Origin of the sequence: Pseudofrankia sp. EUN1h (assembly GCF_001854645.1) — a bacterium.
GTDB classification, from domain to species: Bacteria; Actinomycetota; Actinomycetes; order Frankiales; family Frankiaceae; genus Pseudofrankia; species Pseudofrankia saprophytica.
In genome coordinates this window covers 355,647-374,803 of record NZ_MBLN01000002.1, presented here as the reverse complement: position 1 = coordinate 374,803, position 19,157 = coordinate 355,647, and the positions used below count along the sequence as shown (strand labels likewise).

Below are 19,157 nucleotides of genomic sequence, written 5' to 3'. Positions count from 1 at the left end.
GCAGACCTGCCAGATCACGACCTCCCAGATCGGCTTCGCCAATCCGGCAGGGACCCCGTTCGCCGATCTGGCAGGGGACCCCGGCTTCGTGATCCGACAGGCACCCGGCCGGGCACCGCCTGCCAGGCGCGCAGCGCCCTCCCTGGTGGCACTTCGTCGGTTGGCTGTGGCTGGTCGGTCGCGGTTCGTGCGAGGCGTGGCAGCTGCCCGTTGGGGTGGGTCTACGTGCGGAGACAGGTGGAATTGGGGCGAAAGCGCGGTCGAGGCCCCAATGTTGGCTGCCTCGACGAAGACCGGGTGCCGAGGATGGTGGTCATTGRCTCCCGGCGGTCCCGCCCAGGCCGGCCGCACGAAGTCACGGCCAGGCCAACTCTCGTGGACCTTTGCTGACGAGGCCTGGAAGCCCGTCTGCATACCCAGTTTGTGATCTTCGACGCGCCCAGGAGCTGTGCCGCCGGAAGATCGCGGGCTGGGTATGCACAAGTTGGACAAACCGGGCCACGGTGCGCCAGTTCGCATACCCACTCGACAATCATGGGGTGGATCTCGGCCGTCGCGGCCCGGTGATCGCCAGTTGTGTATGGGGACTGCGCCCGGCTGCCGGCGAAAGCCGTTCCCGAAGATCCGCGGGAAAGCCTGTCGGGCGCGCAGCGCCTCCCCAGCCGGTTCCGGGCTGATGTATTTGGCGGTGGCTGGGCTGATTCCGGGCTGACGACGTGGTTGTGCTGACGCTGCGCTGATGCGCCGTCGACGGGCACGGATCAGACGGGGAAAGCACGAAGCGAGCCCGGTGGCGGGGCCACCGGGCTCGCTTCGTCGCACGGCCAGAGCGGCCGCGCGGGTGCTACTTGACGGTGACCTTGGCGCCGGCGCCCTCGAGGGCCGCCTTGGCCTTGTCCGCCGCCTCCTTGGTGGCCTTCTCCAGGACCGGCTTCGGCGCGCCGTCCACGAGGTCCTTGGCCTCCTTGAGGCCCAGGCTCGTCAGGGCGCGGACCTCCTTGATGACCTGGATCTTCTTGTCGCCAGCGGCCTCGAGGATGACGTCGAACTCGTCCTTCTCCTCCTCGGCCGGGGCAGCCTCGCCGCCGCCACCCGGGCCCGCGACGGCCGCGACGGCGACCGGGGCGGCGGCGGTGACGCCGAAGGTGTCCTCGAACTGCTTCACGAACTCGGACAGCTCGAGCAGCGTCATCTCCTTGAACGCGTCGAGCAGGTCGCCTGTCGAGAGCTTCGCCATGATGGCGGTTCCTTCCTGTTCTGTGACTTGGATCGTCGTGGTGCGGTCCGGCGGCCGGGCCGCATGGTCTGGCCGCCGTCGCGGGTGATACCTGGCTGGCTTGTCGCCGGCCGGGACGGCTACTCGACGGAGACGGCCTCGGCAGGCGTCTCGGCCGAAGCCTCGGCGGCGCCACCGGCCTCCGCCTCGCGCTTGGCGCGCAGCGCCTCGGCGAGCCGGGCAGCCTGCGACAGCGGCGCGGCGAACAGGCCGACGGCCTTGGCCAGCGAGCCGTTCATGGCGCCGGCCAGCTTGGCCAGCAGGACCTCGCGGGACTCGACGTCGGCGAGCTTGCGGATGTCGTCAGCCGACATCGCCTTGCCCTCGACGAAGCCGCCCTTGACGACCAGGGCCGGGTTCGCGCGGGCGAAGTCCCGAAGGCCCTTGGCCGCCTCGACCGGGTCGCCGCCGACGAACGCGACGGCGGTCGGCCCGACGAGCAGCTCGTCGATGCCGGTCACGCCGGCCCGCTCGGCAGCGATCTTGGTGAGGGTGTTCTTGACGACCGCGTACTTGGTGCTGGCGCCCAGCGACCGGCGCAGCTCAGTGATCTGGCTGACGGTCATGCCGCGGTACTCGGTCAGGACGGCCGCGGTGGAGCCACGGAACTGGTCGGTGATCTCCGCCACGGCGGCGCTCTTCTCAGGGTTCGCCATCGGGCTCCTTGTGGGGAACGGTGCCGGCCGTACCCGAAAGCCCCTCGAGAAACGACGAACGCCCCGGCGCAGGCGCTCGGGGCGGGATTCCGTACTCGCGGGGCTGGCACCTGGTGGGCCCGCCGCCTCGGCGTACGGTTCGCGTCCGTCACCTGCGCGGGCCGCCCGGACGTGTCTCCGGGACCTTCGGTCGTCCTCCCCGGCGGAGCGGGCGGACGGCGACCAGCGGTCTGTGGTGTGGAACTACTACCAATACTACAGCTCCCAAACCACACACCGGTGGCGCCCGGCCGCATCCCTCAAACCACACACCGGTCACGCCCGGTACAGCTCTCAAACCACACATGCTTTGCCGGTCAGAGCAGAAGGTTGTTTCTGGTTCGCTCCGTCCGGGCGGCGCGCTCCGGCCCCTTACTCGCTTCGCTCCCAAGGGACCTCCGCGCGCCGTCCTCCTCCGCTCACGGGCGCTCCGGCGACCTCGCTGCGGCCCGACCCACCTCGCTTCGCTCGTGGGCCGGGCCTCCGCGAGGCACGCCTCCGCGCCCGCACGGTCGCCTACCGCTGAACGTCACCAAACCAAAGCAGGCTCGTCCGTCGGGCCACTTCGCTTCGCTCGTGGCGGGTCTCCCGGCCAGGGTGATTACGTGACCCGCCGAACGGGACGAGCCGTGCCGGTCTAAGACCGGCACGGCTCGGCGCGCGTATCAGGAGGTAGGCCCCAGGGGGCGGGCGGCTCAGCTCGCGGCCGCGTCCTCCAGGAGGTTGCGGGTGCGGTTCGGGTCGACCGAGATGCCGGGGCCCATGGTGGTGGCGATGGTGATCTTCTTCAGGTAGCGGCCCTTGGCCGCGGACGGCTTCACTCGCACGATCTCGTCGAGCGCGACGCCGTAGTTCTCGACGAGCTGCTGCGCGGTGAAGTTCGTCTTCCCGATGACGATGTGCAGGTTGTTCTGCTTGTCGATCTTGAAGTTGATCTTACCGCCCTTGATCTCCTTGACCACCTTCGTGACGTCGAGCGTCACGGTGCCGGTCTTGGGGTTGGGCATCAGGCCACGCGGGCCGAGGATCCGGGCGATCCGGCCGACCTTGGCCATCTGGTCGGGGGTCGCGACGGCGGCGTCGAAGTCCAGGAAGCCCTCCTGGATCCGGGCCACCAGGTCGTCGCTGCCGACGACGTCCGCGCCGGCCGCCTGCGCCTCGGCGGCCTTCTCACCGGCGGCGAACACCACGACCCGCGGCGACTTGCCGGTGCCGTGCGGCAGGTTCACCGTGCCACGGACCATCTGGTCGGCCTTGCGGGCGTCGACGCCGAGCCGGAAGGCGACCTCGACGGTCGCGTCGAACTTGGTGGCCGACGTCTCCCTCGCGAGGTTCGCGGCCTCCAGCGGGCTGTACAGCTTCTCCGGGTCGATCTTCTCGGCCGCCGCCCGGTATGCCTTGCTGCGCTTCATTGCTTCTCCTCGTGGTCCTGGCGGGCCCCCCAGGCAGACGCCTGGCGCCCTCCCACCGGTGGGACTGGCTGCCTTTGCCGTACCGCCGTGCTCTCGCCCGGCCTACTTCTCGACGACGATGCCCATGGAGCGGGCGGTGCCGGCGATGATCTGCTCCGCGGCCTCGATGGTGGTGGCGTTGAGGTCGGGCATCTTCATCGTGGCGATCTCGCGCAGCTGCGTCGCGTTCAGCTTCGCCACCTTGTCACGGTGCGGCGTCGCGCTGCCCTTGTCGACACCGGCGGCCTTGAGGATCAGCCTCGCGGCCGGCGGGGTCTTGGTGACGAAGGTGAACGAGCGGTCGTCGTAGACCGTGATCTCGACCGGCACGACGTTGCCGACCTGCGACTCGGTCGCCGCGTTGTACTGCTTGACGAACTCCATGATGTTGACGCCATGCTGGCCGAGCGCCGGGCCCACCGGGGGCGCTGGGGTGGCCTTGCCGGCGTTGATCTGGAGCTTGATCACCGCAGTGATCTTCTTCTTCTTGGGAGGCATCTCGTTCTTCCTGAACTTTCGGTGGCCCAGCCCGGCGGCCCACCGGGACGGATCAGATCTTCGCGACCTGGTTGAACTGCAGCTCGACCGGCGTCTCGCGGCCGAAGATGGAGACCAGCACCTTCAGCCGCTGGGCATCCGTGTTGATCTCGCTGATGGTCGCCGGCAGCGTCGCGAACGGCCCATCCATCACGGTGACGGACTCGCCGACCTCGAACTCCTGCACCTTGACCGTCTCGACCTTCTTCTCCTTCTTCGCCACCGGGGCGAGGATGGAGAGCACCTCCTCCTTGCGCAGCGGGGAGGGCTTGTTGGTCAGGCCGACGAACCCGGTCACGCCGGGGGTGTTGCGCACAGCGGACCAGGACTGGTCGGTCAGGTCCATCCGGACGTAGATGTAGCCCGGGTACTTCTTCTGCAGGACCAGCTGGCGCTTGCCGTTCTTGACGACCGGCACCTCCTCGAGCGGCACCTCGATCTGGAAGATGAAGTCCTCCATGTTGAGGCTGGAGATCCGGGTCTCGAGGTTGGTCTTGACCTTGTTCTCGTAGCCCGCGTACGAGTGGATCACGTACCACTCGCCGGGTGCGTCCTCGAGAGCTCGACGCAGCTCGTCGGCGTCGTCCTCGTCATCGGCGGCGGCGACGCTGGCGGAGCTGGGGGTGGCAGGCGAGCCGGCGGTCAGGCCGGCCGGCGCGGCGGCCGTGTCGTCCTCATCCGGCGCGGCGCCGGCGTCCGTGCTCGCCACCTCGTCGTTCTCGAACGCCGCGAGCGGGCTGAGACTGTCGAGAGCCTCCCCCTGCTCGGAGGCGGCATGCTCGGGAGACTGGGACACGCGGACGATCCTTACTCGTGTGGTCGCCCGCGGAGCACGTTCGGTTACGTGCGCCTCCGGGCGGATGCGCTGGCTCGTGGCTTTGACTCGGACCTTGACTCGGACTTCGCGGCTCGTACTTGTCGGTGCTGGCGGGCTGACGCTGGCGGAGCGACCGTCTGACCCACATCCAGTAGTACCCCGACTCGCGCGAGGCACCGGCCCGACCGGTCACGGTCGAACCTCCGCGCCCGCCCTTCCGAGCCGGTCGGCACCGGCCACGGACCGCCAGCACCGCCGCATCCGGCGGGCACGGACCGGTCAGCCGAAGATCTGGAGCACCAGCTTCGTGAGGCCGAAGTCGAGGGAGGCCACGATCGCGGTCATCACGGACACGAAGATGAGCACGACCACCACGTAGGTGATCAGCTCAGTCCGGCTCGGATAGACGACCTTCCGCAGCTCCGCCACGACCTCGCGGTAGAACCGCAACGGTGTCGTACGACGCCGGYCRCTCGCCMGCGCGGGCTGCTTGGCCCGCGGGGCCGCGTCAGTGTCGGTCGCCGCCACAGCTCTTCACCACTCTCGATCGTCTGACCTGCGCAGGGGCGACAGGACTCGAACCTGCAACCGCCGGTTTTGGAGACCGGTGCTCTACCAATTGAGCCACGCCCCTTGGAGCTACCCGGGCCTGACTCCGCCTGGTAACTACTCGCGCTGCCTGGCTACCAGCGGTTAGCTACCAGCAGGCGCGCACGTACACCGGCGATGACGGCCCGAGCGGATCGAGCATACCCCCTGGAGGCGAGCAGGCCCCGCCTGGCTCACACGAGGCTCCCAACATCTCTGGCAGCATGGTCGCCATGAGCAGGATCTCGCGCCGCATCGGCGGCATCGCCCCATCCGCCACTCTCGCCGTCGACRCCACCGCCAAGGCGCTGCGCGCCGCGGGCCGCGACGTGATCGGGTTCGGCGCGGGCGAGCCCGACTTCCCGACCCCGGACCACATCGTGGCCGCCGCGGAGAAGGCATGCCGGGACGTGAAGATGCACCACTACACCCCGGCCGGCGGCCTGCCCGAGCTGAAGGAGGCCGTCGCCGAGAAGACCCGCCGCGACTCGGGCCTCGCCGTCGAGCCGAGCCAGGTGCTCATCACCAACGGCGGCAAGCAGGCCGTCTACGAGGCGTTCGCGACCCTGCTGGACCCGGGCGACGAGGTGCTGCTGCCCGCCCCGTACTGGACCACCTACCCGGAGGCGATCCGGCTCGCCGGCGGCGTGCCGGTCGACGTCGTCACCGGCCCCGAGCAGGGCTACCGGGTGACCGTCGAGCAGTTGGAGGCCGCGCRCACGCCGCGCACGAAGGTCCTGCTGTTCTGCTCGCCGTCGAACCCGACCGGCGCGGTGCACAGCCCCGAGGAGGTGCGCGCGATCGGCCAGTGGGCCGTCGAGGCCGGCCTCTGGGTGGTCACCGACGAGATCTACGAGCACCTGGTGTACGGCGACGCGCGGTTCACGTCGCTGCCGGTCGAGGTGCCCGAGATCGCCGACCGGTGCGTGGTGCTCAACGGAGTGGCCAAGACCTACGCGATGACGGGTTGGCGGGTCGGCTGGCTGATCGGCCCGGCGGACGTCGTGAAGGCGGCTTCGAACCTGCAGTCGCACCTGACGTCGAACRTCGCGAACGTCTCCCAGGTGGCGGCGCTGKCCGCCGTCGCCGGCCCGCTGGACGCGGTGGCCGAGATGCGCAAGTCCTTCGACCGGCGCCGGCTCGCCATGCACGGGATKCTCAGCGACATTCCCGGCGTGCGCTGCCCGCTGCCGGAGGGCGCCTTCTACGCCTACCCATCCCTGCGGGACGTCGTCGGCCGGACGATCCGTGGCAGGACGCCGGCGTCGTCGAACGAGCTCTGCCAGGTGATCCTCGAGGAGGTCGGGGTGGCGATCGTCCCCGGCGAGGCCTTCGGCACCCCCGGCTACGCCAGGCTTTCGTACGCCCTCGGCGACGACGACCTCGCCGAGGGTGTGCGCCGCATCGCCACCCTCCTGGGCGAAGCGGTCTGAGACCGCCCCCGCGACGGGCGGTCCGCGCCCGTCGCGGGGCAGGTTCTCCGCGTCTTCCCCACGTCCGCTTCTCCAGGTCCGCCCGCCGGCCGCTGAGCCTCGCCGGCCGTGGGGCCGGTTCGTCAGGCGAGCTGGACCTTGGCCTTGGCCGCCATGAGGACCTTCGCCCCGTCGCAGCGGACGGTCAGGTTCACGACCACGACGTTGTCGGGAAGCTTCTTCTCGACGGTGGCACGAACCTCGACGAGGGCACCGGTGTCGCCGCCCGGAACGACCACCGGCGACGAGAACTTGACGCCGTACTCGCGGATCGCGCCCGGGTCGCCCGCCCAGTCGCTGACGACGCGGCCCGCGGTCGCCATCGTCAGCATGCCGTGCGCGATCACGCCCGGCAGGCCGACCTCGGCCGCGATCTTCTCGTTCCAGTGGATCGGGTTGAAGTCGCCGGAAGCGCCGGCGTACCGGACCAGATCCGCGCGCCGGATCGGAAAGTCCCTCGCGGGCAGCTCCGCACCGACCTCGACCTCGTCGTACCGGACAAGCGCGACCCGAGCGGCTCCGCCGGACACCTCGGCCGCGCCCACCGCGCCGGCCGGCGCCCCGACGCGCACCGGGCCCGCGTTCGGGTCGGCGGTGCCGCGGGACACCAGCCCGCACAGACCGGTCGCCACCAGCTCACCACCGCTCGTGCGGAACTCGTAGCCCGCGGTCAGCACCTCGTTGGTCGCGACGGTCCGCAGCCCGGTGAGGGTGGTCACCGCGGTCAGCTCGTCGCCGGCGACCACCGGGCGCAGCAGGGTGAACCGCTGCTCGCCGTGCACGATCAGCGAGAAGTCCATGCCGAACGCCGGGTCGTCGACCGGCAGGCCCAGCTGTCCCGGGATGGCGGCCACCAGGAAGGTCGGCGGCGCCACCAGGTCCGGGTAGCCAGCGGTCCGTGCCGCCGCCAGGTCGTGGTGAAGCGGGTTGGGGTCCCCGATCGCCCGCGCGAACTGCCGAATGTGCTCGCGGCCGACCAGAAAAGGCCGTGCGGCGGCGAACTCGCGCCCGACAAACGCCTGGCTCAGCGGCATGAACGGCTCCGATCCACAAGGTGTCCCGGCTCTGACCGGGACGACCATCCCTACCACTACCACGCGACCGCGCCTGTCGGTCCCGCGCGCCGCCCAGCCGCCCGACGCGTGGATGAGGTGTGGACTGCCCGCGTGCGGGGCGGGCGGGCGGCGCCCAGTTCCGCGTCGAACAGGCCTCCCGCCCCGCCGAGCCCACCCGGACTGTCGGCGGGCCATGGCACCGTGCCGATATGGAGCAGCGGATCAGCTTTGTCACCCTGGCCGTCGCCGATCTCGCCGCCACCCGTCGCTTCTACCTCGACGGGCTGGGTTGGACGGCCGAACTAGACGTGCCCGGCGAGGTGCTCATGATCAGAACTGGCGAGCGCCTCGTCCTCTCGCTCTGGGCTCGGGAGGAGTTCGAGAAGGAGGTCGGCGCGATCGGGACCAGAGTCGGCGTGCCGCCGATCACCCTCGCCCACAACGTTCCGACCACGGCCGAGGTCGACGCCGTCCTGCGTACAGCCCGCGCGGCCGGCGCCGATCCGGTGCACGACGCGGTGGAACGCGACTGGGGCGGCTACACCGGTTACTTCGCCGATCCCGACAGCTACCGCTGGGAGGTGGCCTACAACCCCGGCCCGATCGGTCAGCTGGTTCTGCCGTAGCCGACGCGAGGTATGGGCCGAAGGATCGAGGCGGTTAGGACAAACACAACCAGGCCGGCGACCGTCGGTCGCCGGCCTGGCCGGTGCGCGTGCGAAACCCTCGTCGTTGTCACCACCGGCCCGACGCGCGAGGCGCGATCTCGGGGCCGCGGGGAGCCGTCTCCCGCCGGCGTCCGGTGGTGGAGCCGAGGACTAGCGCGTCTCGCGGTGCTCCGTGTGCTTCCGGCAGTTCGGGCAGAACTTCTTCAGCTCAAGACGGTCCGGGTCGTTGCGCCGGTTCTTGCGCGTGATGTAGTTCCGGTGCTTGCACACCTGACACGCCATAGTGATCTTCGGACGAACGTCGGTGGCGGCCACGGCGTGTTGCCTCTTCCTCTAGCGGTTATCGGGTGCAATTCTCAACAGCCGCGAAGCCGCCCCCTCTTCCCGGGGCCCGCCACTCCACGACCAGCCGCACGCTACGCGCGACCCCTCCAGCCCGGGACTAGCCCCAACCGAAGTCCTGACGAGTCTAGCCGACAGCCAGACCCCTACTCCGCTCCCACCGTCCCACCCACCCCGACCACGCCACAGCCAGGTCCCAGTGAGCACCCCCGAGGACCGAACATCCCGCAAAGCTCCCCGTAGGGGAGCAAGCCACCCGAGAGCGCCCCGCAAGCCCAACGAGGGCCTCGCACCCACAAGGAAGCCGGCAAAGCGCGAAGCGCAAGCCGGCGGGGGTGTCGGGGGCAAAGCCCCCTGACCCGGGGTTCCAGGGGGTCGCCCCCCTGGGCAAACATTGCGGGCGCCCCGCGAAACTCCCCCGAAGGGGAGCAAGCAGGATAAGCCCGCCTCGGTAGCGGTGGCCGGACTTGAACCGGCGACACAGCGATTATGAGCCGCTTGCTCTGCCAGACTGAGCTACACCGCCTTGGACCGCTACGCGGCGACCCCTGCGACAGCGTACCGGCTGGGACCGCCGCGTGACACCAATCTGATCATGGCGACTGGCGGACCGTCGAGCCCCTTTACGGAATCGAACCGTAGACCTTCTCCTTACCATGGAGACGCTCTGCCGACTGAGCTAAAGGGGCGCGCTCTCATGCTCACGCGGGACACACGTTACACGATGGCTGGGCCAGTGTGGGAAGCAGGTTCCGCGGCGATGCCCATGGTCGAACCCATGCCCAGCGCGGCCCTTCCCGAAGGTCAATCCTTTCTGGCGCCGCCGCCCTACCAGGCGCTTGCCAGCCGACCGTGATCCACCGCGGGCCGTCGCCCGGCGGCCGATCGACGGCAGCCGATCGACGGCAGCCGACCAGCCGTCGGCCGACGACCAGCTGACCGGCGGTCAACGCCGCGACGCCGCGACGCCGAGCGCGCCGAGGCCCGCCACGCCGAGTCCTCACCCGCGCTGGAGGCGGCGGCACATCGGCGGCGCCCGGATGGCCTGATCTTCCGGAAACGCCGGGACATGCCGAGCGATCACGAGTGAGGGCATCGACAAACTCGTTGCGACCCGCGAACTGATTGCGCTAGGTAGCCAAGCTCGCGCTTAGCGTAGTCGTCGGCCGTCGGCATCCGCTGATCGGACGCACGGCCGCGCTCTGTCCGAGCGGACCCGAGCGGAACCCGCGAGCAGCGAGGGTTGCCCATGCGCTTCACGCACCACCCCGGCCGGCACCACCAGGACAGACAGGCGACACCCTTCGGCGGCGCGGCCGACGATCTGCCGCCAGGCAGCGGCCTGCTGTGGACCCAGGGCGTGGAAGGTGGACCGCGCGGCATCCAAGTGCCGGCAGGCACGCCGCTGCCGCCCGGCACGACCTTCGGCGACCCTCGGCAGAACAGCCACCACCGTGCCATGCCGTTTCGCGGGTTGCCACCGGCGCAGCCGCCCGCCCGCGACCAGCGCCTCGGCGGCAGGCATTCCACCCGCGGGCAGGACGTCGCGGCCGTCACGATGAAGGTCGCTCCCGGCCGCACGGGCGGCCTGCCGCGAACTCGTCCTCCAGGCGGTCGCGAACCGCGGGCGGCCGAACAGCGGCGGAACGGGCAGCTCGCGCCGCGGATCGCCCTGTTGGCCGTCACCGCCCTCGCGCTCTCGACGACGGCGACGGCCGCCGCCGCCGCGCCGAACCCGGCCTGGCCACGCGGCGTCGACATCTCGTCCTGGCAGCATCAGAACGGCGCCTCGATCGACTGGAACGCCGTCAAGGCCGCCGGCAACTCGTTCGCCGTCATCAAGGCGACCGAGGGAACGAAGTACACCAACCCGAGCTACGCGGCGGACAAGGCCGGCGCCCAGGCCGCGGGCCTGGTGGTCGGCTCCTATCACTACGCCCGGCCCGCGCTGCCGATCTCCACGGCCATCGACCAGGCCCACCACTTCCTCGCGGCGGCGGGCAACGTCAACACCCCCGGAATGCTGGCCCCGGTGCTCGACCTGGAGATCACCGGTGGCCTCAGCCCCACGGACCTGACCGCCTGGACCCAGGCCTTCCTGCGCGAGGTGGAGAGCCAGACCGGCCGGACCCCGATCCTCTACACCTTCCGCTCGTTCTGGACCGACAAGATCGCCAATACCCAGTCGTTCGCGAAGTACCCGCTCTGGTTCGCGATCTACAACAGCAACGCCGACCCCGGCTGGCTGCCCGGCGGCTGGCAGAAGTGGCTGATCTGGCAGTACGACTCCGGCGGCGCGGTCCCTGGCATCCCCGGGCATGTCGACGTCAACGCGTTCTGCTGCAGCGCGGCCGACCTGACGAGCAGCGCCGACGGAACCCGCGACGAGATCGCCGCCCGGTACGCCGCCGAGCCGCTGCTACACCTCTCCCTGGGAGCGCCGGCCCGCGCCGAGGGCCCGGCCGGCGGGGGCGGCCGGTGGCAGCCGTACGCCAACGGGCTGATGTTCTGGTCGGTCGAGACCGGCACACGCGCGCTGTTCGGCCCGATCGCGCAGAAGTATCTCGCCTACGGCGGCAGCAACGGCTCGCTGCGCCGCCCGCTCGAGGACGTCTCCTGGACGACGGCGCCCGACGGCCTGCAGGCCGTGTTCGAGGGCGGCCGGATCTACTGGCACCCGGCGCTCGGCGCGTTCGTCGTACGCGGCGAGATCCTCAACAAGTACCTGGCACTCGGCGGCTCCGCCTCGTGGCTCGGCATGCCGGTCAGCGACGAGTACGACGTGCCCGGCGGCAGGGAGAGCGCCTTCCAGAACGGCAAGCTGCGCTGGAACGCCGCCACGAACCAGGTCACGGAGATTCACAACACGCCGGTCCCGGCACCCGCGCCGTAGCTCAGGCTCGGTCGCCGTCGCCCCGTGGCGCCGCCGGCCGGCAGCGATGCCGGCCGGCGGCCAATGCCACTCGGCGGCCAATGCCACTCGGCGGCGATGCCACTCGGCGGCGATGCCGACCAGCGGGGTCGAGGGCGCGCCGCGATACGGCGGCCAGGACAAGGCCGCTCCCCCGACCGTCACTCCCCGACCGCGGCTCGCCGCGGTCAGACGTCCGTGCCCGGGCGCAGGCGGTCGGCATAGCGGCGAAGCCAATGTGACGCGAACCAGTCGGGATCCCAGTCGTCGCCCGCCTCGACCTCACCCACAGCCCGCCAGGCATAGGTCAGCGCGCCCGGCGTCGCCCCCCTGCCCGGGCCCGCTCCCTCATTCGGGCCGTCCAGCCCGTCACCCGCACCGAGGGTGTGCGCCTCTACCGGGCACAGGACGTACGCGTCGCCCTCGAAGTCGTCGAGCACGGCCCACTCCGCCGCGCTGAGCCCGGACAACACCAGGCCCGACGCTCGCCGGCCCGGCGCCGGAACCAGCCCTGGGTACACCAGCCCCGGCAGCCGGGCGGCGCGCCAACCCGGGGCCACCGCCGCCGTGAGGTCGGGGCGGCGACCGAGAAGCTCCTCCACGATCTCGCCGAACATCAACGTGCCATAGACGAACAACGCGAGTCCCGCGCGTTCGTTCACCGGTATGTCCGCCTCGACTATCTCCGCCTTGGCCATGTCCGCCTCGGCGATCCCAGCCCGCTCGCGCGACCGCATCGCGCCTCCCGTCGGTCCCTGGCGGTCCGCGCCGGCCGTCGTCACGGGTTCGCGGCCAGGAGGCGTGGAAGATCCGCGACCGAGTCGATGACGTGGTCCGGGGTACCACTTGCGGCCGCGAGCGTCTCCGCCCGGAACTTGCCGGTACGGACCAACACTCCGGTCAGGCCCATCGCCTGCGCGGCAAGCACGTCGCTGGTCACGTCATCGCCGACCATCAGCGCTTCCGCGGCCTCGACGCCGACCAGGTCCAAGGCGGCGCGGAAGAACTCGGATGCCGGCTTCCCGACGACGCTCGCGCGCACACCGGCCGCCTGTTCCAGGCCGGCGAGGTAGGCCCCGGTATCGAGGGTGAGGCCGCCGTCGGTCGCCCAGTAGTGGTTGCGATGCAGCGCGACAAGCGACGCGCCGTCGAGCAGGTGCCGGAACACCGTGGTCAGCGCCTCGTGCGTGAACTCGGGTCCCGCCCCGCCGACGATGACGACGTCCGGTCGCTCGTCGGGGCCGGCGACGGCCACACCCGTTAGGTCCGCGGTGATGTCGCCGCTGTTGAGCAGGTGCACCCGCGCCCCGGGATGGTGTCGGCGCAGGTACGCGGCGCCGATCACCGGGGCCGTGATGATCTCGTCATCGCCGGCCCCGATCCCGGCCGCCCGCAGCGCCGCCCCGATGGCGGCCCTGGTCCGCGAGGTCGTGTTCGTCAGGAACGCCACCGCCAACCCCGCGTCCCGGAGCTGGCRCACGGCATCCGCCGCCCCCGGCAACGCCCGCCAGGAGACGGTCAGCACCCCGTCGATGTCAAAGAACACCGCCCGACACCCCATGCCCGGCACCGTAACCGCCGACGAGCACCCGAAAACCCGCTCCCTCAACCCGGAACCCAGCCGTAACACCCGCCCTCCGGTCCACCCACCTATCACCCCGCGCCCACCTCAACCCGTACTCACCCCTATCCCCACCCGTCCGCTCGTCCACCCGTCCACCCGTCCGCTCGTCCGCTCGTCCGCTCGTCCGCTCGTCCGCTCACTCGCGGCCGCCCGGGAATCAGTCAGACGAAGCGCGTCACCCATGACGCGGAGCGTCTGACTGATCTTGAAAGGTCGCCCCACGGGCGGCTGTCCACAGGCGGCCGGGTGCGGGTGGCGGGTCGGCGGGATTCGGATCACCGTCGCAGGGTGAACGACGTCGGGGCGGAGGGCCTCTGGGCGGCCCGGTCCCCAGACCGGAGCCTCGCCGAGCTGGCCGCGCGGCAGGAAGGCGTGGTCTCGCGTGGCCAGCTGCATCTGTTCGGCGTGTCGCGCCACCTGATCAGGTCGCAACTGCGGGCCCGACGGTGGCGCCTGGTCGCCCGCTCGGTCGTCCTCCTGGATCGTGGCCCGGTCGGCGAGTCGCGGCGACGATGGGTCGCGGTGCTCGCGGCCGGTCCGCACGCTGCCCTGTGCGGGGTGACCGCCGCGAATCTCGATGGATTGCGCGGATTCAGCGACCACCTCGTGCACGTCCTGGTCCCGCGCGGTTTCGGGACCCGCGTCCCACGGCTGCCCGGCGTCCAGGTCCATGAGTCACGGCGGTTTCTCACCTCGGACGTCCATCCGACCCGAATGCCGCCGAGAACCCGGACCGCCCGGTCCGTGATCGACGCGGCGGGTTGGTCAGCGAACGCGACCCGCGCCGCCGCGCTCATCGCCGCCACCGTGCAGCAGCGGCTCGTCCCGGTCTCGGCTCTTCGGGCAGAACTCGGCGCGGTGGGCCGGCTGCGCCATCGTCGCCTGCTCGCCCTCGTTCTCGACGACGTCGAGGGCGGCGCCCATTCCCTTGCCGAGCTGCGCATGGGCGCGCTCGTCCGGCGGGCCGGACTGCCGCCGGCCACCCGCCAAGCCGTCCGAACGGACGCCGCGGGCCGACGGCGCTACCTGGACATGTTCTGGTCCGGGCTCGGGCTATGGGTCGAGATCGACGGCGGGTTCCACTGGCACGGTGAGACCTGGTGCGACGACATGCTCCGCCAGAACGAGATCACCATCGCCAGCCCAGACATCTCATTTCTGCTCCGCTTCCCCAGTCTGATCATCCGCACCAGACCGGGCATCGTCATCGATCAGCTCACCCGCGCCGCCCGCCAGGCCCTTCCCCACCGCCAACGACCAAGTCACGGCCTAGCCCACGATCAGTCAGACGGAACGCGCCGCCGGTGACGCCAACCGTCTGACTGATCTCGGAAGACACGGGACGCGGGCGACCTCACGGCGGGCGCGAAACGCGATGGTCCGGTTGGCGTCGACGGTGGTGATCCGCGGTTGCGTGCCTGGGTGGGGTCCTTGGTCTACGCCACATGCGCCGACGGCGCCGACGTGGTGGCCAGCCGGTGAATCGAGGCCGCGCCGGCCCTGGACGACGACCGGCGGCCGCGCACCGCCCACGGCCCACGGCCCACGGCCCACGGCCCACGGCCCACGGCCCACGGCCCAGCATCGTCCACGGCCACCCGGCAACGGCAACGGCAACGATCGACCAGGACTGGCCGTGGGCATGAAAAAGGCCCCGGTGTTCGCTCCGGGGCCGGTGACCTGCCGCTTTGCGACTAGATCGGGGTGGTGGCAGGTGATGGATTCGAACCATCGTAGGCTGAGCCGACGGTTTTACAGACCGCTCCCTTTGGCCGCTCGGGCAACCTGCCGTGTCGTGGATGAGCATACCGGTAGCGGCGGAGGTGCCGCCGGGGCGAGGTCCCCGGTATGCGGCCCTGGCCTCGTGGGCAGCGGCGACTGCCCCTCACAACCGACCCCGACAGGAGGCTCCTCGCTGTGGCGGACCCGTCCTTCGACATCGTCAGCAAGGTGGACACCCAAGAGATCGACAACGCGGTCAACCAGACCGCCAAGGAGATCAAGAATCGCTTCGACTTCCGGGGCACCGACGCCGCCGCGACCCACACCGGCGACTCGATTTCGCTGGTCGCGAACAGCGAGGAGCGGGTCAAGGCGGTGCTCGACGTGCTGCAGGAGAAGTTCGTCAAGCGCGGCATCTCGCTCAAGGCCCTCCAGCACGACGAGCCCAAGCAGGCCGGCAAGGAGTTCCGCCTGGCCATCACCGTGACGCAGGGCATCCCCGACGAGAAGGCCAAGGCGATCGCCAAGAAGATCCGCGCGGACGGCCCGAAGGGTGTGCAGGCCCAGATCCAGGGCGACCAGCTCCGCGTCAGCGGCAAGAAGCGCGATGACCTGCAGGCTGTCATCCAGATGCTCAAGTCCGAGGACTTCGAGGTCGCGCTGCAGTTCATCAACTACCGCTGACGGACTGTCGAGCCGCCCGATCCCGCGATCATCGCGGTCGGTGGGGCGGAAGCGGGGGTGGCTCCGGAGTGATCTCCGGAGCCACCCCCGCTTCGCGAACCTGGCCATCCGGCCTGGTCATGCGGCTTCGGCATGCGGCTTCGGCATGCGGACCGACTATGCCGCCTGCCTGCCTATGCCACGGCGTCGAGCTGGGCGCGGGTGAGCGCCGGGTGGAGGGTCAGACCGAGGTCGGCCAGACGCTCGGCGCCGCCTTCCTGACGGTCGATGACGCAGACGACGTGCTCGACGGTCGCGCCCTGCTCGCGCAGGACCCTCGTCGCGTCCAGGACCGCGCCCCCGCTGGTGACGACGTCCTCGACGAGTACGACGTACCGGCCGGCGAAGTCACCGCCTTCGGCGATCTGACGGGTGCCGTACTCCTTCGCCTTCTTGCGGACGAAGCGGGYCGGAAGCCCGGTGCGGGCCGACAGCAGGGTGGCCAGCGGAACCCCGCCGAGTTCCAGGCCGGCGAGCAGCTCGGCTCGGGCCGGCAGCAGCGGGACCATCGCGGTGACGATGTCCGCGAGCAGGACCGGATCCGCCTCGAACCGGTACTTGTCGAAATACTCGGTGCTCGTCTTCCCGGAACGCAGTACGAAGCTGCCGGTCAACAGCGCCGCCGCCCGAACCCGGGCAGCCAGCGTCGAGATCTCAGTCGCGGAGTCGTCGGCCACGTCTGCCGACTCTAGCGATCGACGACCTCCGCTCACCGCCGCCAAGTCCTTTCAAGATCACTTTTGTGCGGCGGCGACGACGTCGCGGCGCGGGCACGTCCGGCCGCGCGACGCGACGACGACCGGAAGGACCGGATCGGCCAGAAGATCCCGGCAACCGGCGAGATCAGCGGTAGGGGTTCAGACGGGCCATTTCTTCCAGGCGGGCGATGCGCTCGTCCATCGGGGGGTGGGTGGAGAAGAGCTGGACGACCCCGCCCGCCCGGAACGGATTGGCGATCATCAGGGAGGAGACCGGGGCAAGCCGAGAACTCTGGGCAAGCGGGCGGGCGGCGGTGCCGGCCTCCAGCTTGCGCAGAGCGCTGGCAAGACCGAGCGGGTCGCCGGTCAGGGTCGCGCCGGACGCGTCGGCCTGGTACTCCCTGGCGCGGCTGATGGCCAGTTGAATGATCGTCGCGGCCACCGGGCCGAGGATGATCAGGAGCAGCAGCTCGAACATGCCCGGGCCGTCCTCGTTGCGTCCGCCACCGAAGATGGCGGCGAACTGGGCGAAGTTGGCGAGATAGACGACCACGCTGGCGAGCGCGCCGGCGACCGAGGCGATGAGGATGTCCCGGTTGTAGACGTGGCTGAGCTCGTGGCCRAGGACTCCGCGCAGCTCGCGGTCGTCCATGAGTTCCATGATGCCCTCGGTGCAGCACACCGCCGCGTTCTTAGGGTTCCGGCCGGTGGCAAAGGCGTTGGGCGCGCTGGTGGGACTCAGGTACAGGCGCGGCATCGGCATCCGAGCGCGCGTCGCGAGGTCGCGGACGATGGCGTAGAGGCGTGGCTGCTCGACCTGGCTCACCGGGTACGCGCGCATGGCACGCAACGCGAGTTTGTCCGAGTAGAAGTACGAGAAGCCGTTCATCAGGACGGCGAGGACGAGCGCGATGATCAGCCCGTTCCGTCCGAAGATGGATCCCACGGCCAGGATGGCGGCCGACAGCACTCCGAGTAGCAAGGCGGTCTTGAGACCGTTGAGGTGAGACATGGCGTCCCGTTGTCCTGTCGTGTCAGAAGGTTGCACCCAGCTCAACGCCAGAGACGTCGCGAGGCGTTCCCATCCATGCCCGTTGCGTCGGTAACGCCCGGCTTGCACGGCAATCTCCGCAGGCCGAGCCTGCCTCGTAGGTTCCCCRACCATCCCCGGACCGCGAGGCCCTGAACCCTCCCGGCTCGGATCATGACCGGTCGGGCCCGTTCGGCCCGTCCGACCTGTCCGACCTGTCCGGCCCGGCGGAGGCGGCGGAGGTGCCGGAGGCTTCGAGCGTGGCACGGAGGTCCGCGGCGGCGCGAGTAGAGAGGAGACCGGCGGCCACCAGGCGCTGAACCGCGAGCTGGGAAAGCGCGCGGTAGGCGGGGACGGCGGCCGGGTCCGCCGCTCGCAGCGCCTCGAGATGGGCGGCGACCGTACTGGCGTCGCCTCGGCGCACCGGGCCGGTGGTGGCGACGTCGCCGTCGCGCAGCGCGTTGTCGAGTGACACTCGCAGCAGCGGGGCAAGCGCCGCGCTCGCGTCGGTCACGCCCGCGGCGGCCAGCAGGTCGGCGCTCGCGCCGGCCAGCGCCGCCAGGTAGTTCGCACCGAGCACCAGCGCCGCGTGGTAGAGGGTGCGCGCCTCGTCGGGCACCTCGACGAACCGGCCGCCCACGTCCGTGACCACCCGCCGGGCGACGGAGGCGGCCGCCGGATCGGCCGTAACGCCGAAGGTGGTGGAGCGCAGGTGGGCGGCGTCCATGGCCGGGTCGAGACCGGCCAGGCTCATGATCGGGTGGATCGCGGCGCGGCTCGCGCCGCGGGCCACGACCGGCGCAAGAGGGGCGAGCCCGTGCCGTCCGCTCAGGTGAACGACGACGCTGCCCGCCCGCGGGCCCGCGGGTTCGGTGGCGCTGGCGAGCTCGGCGGCGACGGGAGCGATCGCGTCGTCGGAGACCGCGAGGATCAGCACGTCGACGCGGGCGGCCAGCTCCGTCGCGGCCAGTGGCGGGGCCCCGGGGAGGAAGCGGCGGGCGCGGGCGGCCGAGGCGTCGGAGTGTGTTGTCACCCCGACGAGACGATGGCCGGCCTCGGCGAGCGCCACGGCGAACGCCGCGCCGGCGCGGCCGAAGCCGACGAACCCGACGTCGAGGGCGCCCGTGGGGGTGCCGTGGAAGGCACGCCCACGGGCGCCGTCACCGGTCTGGCCGGTCCTGTCGGGACCGGCCAGACCGACGGGGGCTGAGCCAGCCGAGGCGGAGTTGGGTGGGTCGGCATCCACCGGCCGATTCTCCCGCCGTCCGTACCCCACTTCCTTCTCCCGCTGTCCGTCTCCCGCTGTCCGTCCCCACTTCCTGCCCGGCCGGACCGCGGTTTTCACCGGTCCGGCACGTCTCGAGCGGCCCGGGTCTTGGGCGGCCGGGTCTTGGGCAGAGCCCGTCGCGACCACGAGAGAGACGAATCACACACTGTGGGCGAAGTCATCGGATGAGGTGTGCGACGACTGGCTGGAATGGCTCGCGCCATGCCATGCCGGGAAGTGGCGGTTGCGATCGCCCGAGTGACAAATACCCGACATCGGCG

Annotated in this window: 18 protein-coding genes, 4 tRNA genes and 1 pseudogene; 5 read left to right on the top strand and 18 right to left on the bottom strand. The window is 70.8% G+C overall.

Annotation, left to right across the window (positions count from 1 at the left end; all coding sequences use genetic code 11):
• Window positions 1-844 precede the first annotated feature (844 nt).
• The 7 genes from rplL to BCD49_RS02255 form a co-directional block, all read right to left on the bottom strand.
• Window positions 845-1,237, bottom strand: a complete 393-nt coding sequence (gene rplL / locus BCD49_RS02285) for a 50S ribosomal protein L7/L12 (RefSeq protein ID WP_007514797.1) — start codon at window positions 1,235-1,237, stop codon at window positions 845-847.
• 119 nt (window positions 1,238-1,356) lie between these two features.
• Window positions 1,357-1,932: a 50S ribosomal protein L10 gene (gene rplJ, locus BCD49_RS02280; RefSeq protein WP_007514796.1), complete on the bottom strand. Its 576-nt coding sequence runs from the start codon at window positions 1,930-1,932 to the stop codon at window positions 1,357-1,359.
• Between the two features lie 734 nt (window positions 1,933-2,666).
• On the bottom strand, window positions 2,667-3,383 hold the full coding sequence (rplA, locus tag BCD49_RS02275) for a 50S ribosomal protein L1 (RefSeq protein WP_007514795.1): 717 nt from the start codon (window positions 3,381-3,383) through the stop codon (window positions 2,667-2,669).
• A 102-nt stretch (window positions 3,384-3,485) separates the two neighbouring features.
• A complete protein-coding gene (gene rplK / locus BCD49_RS02270; protein ID WP_007514794.1) occupies window positions 3,486-3,920 on the bottom strand; it encodes a 50S ribosomal protein L11 in 435 nt (144 codons plus the stop codon).
• 52 nt (window positions 3,921-3,972) lie between these two features.
• The gene (gene nusG, locus BCD49_RS02265; protein WP_007514793.1) at window positions 3,973-4,755 is read right to left on the bottom strand and encodes a transcription termination/antitermination protein NusG; all 783 of its coding nucleotides are present in this window, start codon (window positions 4,753-4,755) and stop codon (window positions 3,973-3,975) included.
• 300 nt (window positions 4,756-5,055) lie between these two features.
• Window positions 5,056-5,304 (bottom strand): preprotein translocase subunit SecE, encoded by a 249-nt coding sequence (secE, locus tag BCD49_RS02260; protein WP_071041054.1) that lies wholly within the window; start codon window positions 5,302-5,304, stop codon window positions 5,056-5,058.
• Between the two features lie 33 nt (window positions 5,305-5,337).
• Window positions 5,338-5,410, bottom strand: a tRNA-Trp gene (locus BCD49_RS02255).
• 178 nt (window positions 5,411-5,588) lie between these two features.
• Between BCD49_RS02255 and BCD49_RS02250 the strand changes: the two genes are divergently transcribed.
• Window positions 5,589-6,797: a pyridoxal phosphate-dependent aminotransferase gene (locus tag BCD49_RS02250; protein WP_071041053.1), complete on the top strand. Its 1,209-nt coding sequence runs from the start codon at window positions 5,589-5,591 to the stop codon at window positions 6,795-6,797.
• A gap of 122 nt (window positions 6,798-6,919) precedes the next feature.
• Here BCD49_RS02250 and BCD49_RS44725 read toward each other — a convergent pair whose 3' ends face one another.
• Both BCD49_RS44725 and BCD49_RS44720 read right to left on the bottom strand, forming a co-directional pair.
• Window positions 6,920-7,366 (bottom strand): MaoC family dehydratase, encoded by a 447-nt coding sequence (locus tag BCD49_RS44725; RefSeq protein ID WP_063630202.1) that lies wholly within the window; start codon window positions 7,364-7,366, stop codon window positions 6,920-6,922.
• 54 nt (window positions 7,367-7,420) lie between these two features.
• Window positions 7,421-7,870: pseudogene (locus BCD49_RS44720) on the bottom strand (FAS1-like dehydratase domain-containing protein); the annotation flags it as partial.
• Window positions 7,871-8,100: 230 nt separating this feature from the next.
• Here BCD49_RS44720 and BCD49_RS02235 point away from each other — a divergent pair.
• Entirely contained in the window at window positions 8,101-8,517 is a 417-nt protein-coding gene (locus BCD49_RS02235; RefSeq protein ID WP_027140162.1) for a VOC family protein, read from the top strand.
• Window positions 8,518-8,709: 192 nt separating this feature from the next.
• Here BCD49_RS02235 and rpmG read toward each other — a convergent pair whose 3' ends face one another.
• The 3 genes from rpmG to BCD49_RS02220 all read right to left on the bottom strand — a co-directional run bounded on the left by rpmG (window position 8,710) and on the right by BCD49_RS02220 (window position 9,590).
• Entirely contained in the window at window positions 8,710-8,841 is a 132-nt protein-coding gene (gene rpmG / locus BCD49_RS02230; protein WP_232794253.1) for a 50S ribosomal protein L33, read from the bottom strand.
• 512 nt (window positions 8,842-9,353) lie between these two features.
• Window positions 9,354-9,427, bottom strand: a tRNA-Met gene (locus tag BCD49_RS02225).
• A gap of 90 nt (window positions 9,428-9,517) precedes the next feature.
• Window positions 9,518-9,590 (bottom strand) — tRNA-Thr (locus BCD49_RS02220).
• Between the two features lie 560 nt (window positions 9,591-10,150).
• Between BCD49_RS02220 and BCD49_RS02210 the strand changes: the two genes are divergently transcribed.
• Entirely contained in the window at window positions 10,151-11,794 is a 1,644-nt protein-coding gene (locus tag BCD49_RS02210) for a GH25 family lysozyme (RefSeq protein WP_007514785.1), read from the top strand.
• A 206-nt stretch (window positions 11,795-12,000) separates the two neighbouring features.
• Here the strand turns inward: BCD49_RS02210 and BCD49_RS02205 are convergent, their stop codons facing one another.
• Window positions 12,001-12,549, bottom strand: coding sequence for a gamma-glutamylcyclotransferase family protein (locus tag BCD49_RS02205; RefSeq protein WP_007514784.1), 549 nt, complete (start codon window positions 12,547-12,549; stop codon window positions 12,001-12,003).
• Between the two features lie 41 nt (window positions 12,550-12,590).
• Window positions 12,591-13,373, bottom strand: coding sequence for a TIGR01458 family HAD-type hydrolase (locus tag BCD49_RS02200; protein WP_071041052.1), 783 nt, complete (start codon window positions 13,371-13,373; stop codon window positions 12,591-12,593).
• Between the two features lie 351 nt (window positions 13,374-13,724).
• On the opposite strand from BCD49_RS02200, the gene BCD49_RS02195 reads away from it, so the two are divergent.
• Window positions 13,725-14,744, top strand: coding sequence for a hypothetical protein (locus tag BCD49_RS02195; RefSeq protein WP_051466107.1), 1,020 nt, complete (start codon window positions 13,725-13,727; stop codon window positions 14,742-14,744).
• 397 nt (window positions 14,745-15,141) lie between these two features.
• On the opposite strand, the gene BCD49_RS02190 is transcribed toward BCD49_RS02195, so the two are convergent.
• A tRNA-Tyr gene (locus tag BCD49_RS02190) sits at window positions 15,142-15,226 on the bottom strand.
• A 127-nt stretch (window positions 15,227-15,353) separates the two neighbouring features.
• Here BCD49_RS02190 and BCD49_RS02185 point away from each other — a divergent pair.
• Window positions 15,354-15,842 carry a YajQ family cyclic di-GMP-binding protein gene (locus BCD49_RS02185; protein WP_007514781.1) on the top strand — a complete coding sequence of 163 codons (489 nt, stop codon included), beginning with the start codon at window positions 15,354-15,356 and terminating at the stop codon, window positions 15,840-15,842.
• Window positions 15,843-16,015: 173 nt separating this feature from the next.
• On the opposite strand, the gene pyrE is transcribed toward BCD49_RS02185, so the two are convergent.
• The 3 genes from pyrE to BCD49_RS02170 form a co-directional block, all read right to left on the bottom strand.
• Window positions 16,016-16,558, bottom strand: coding sequence for an orotate phosphoribosyltransferase (pyrE, locus tag BCD49_RS02180; protein WP_071041051.1), 543 nt, complete (start codon window positions 16,556-16,558; stop codon window positions 16,016-16,018).
• A gap of 166 nt (window positions 16,559-16,724) precedes the next feature.
• Window positions 16,725-17,591: a zinc metalloprotease HtpX gene (gene htpX / locus BCD49_RS02175; RefSeq protein ID WP_007514779.1), complete on the bottom strand. Its 867-nt coding sequence runs from the start codon at window positions 17,589-17,591 to the stop codon at window positions 16,725-16,727.
• A 190-nt stretch (window positions 17,592-17,781) separates the two neighbouring features.
• On the bottom strand, window positions 17,782-18,855 hold the full coding sequence (locus BCD49_RS02170) for a Rossmann-like and DUF2520 domain-containing protein (RefSeq protein WP_007514778.1): 1,074 nt from the start codon (window positions 18,853-18,855) through the stop codon (window positions 17,782-17,784).
• Window positions 18,856-19,157 lie beyond the last annotated feature (302 nt).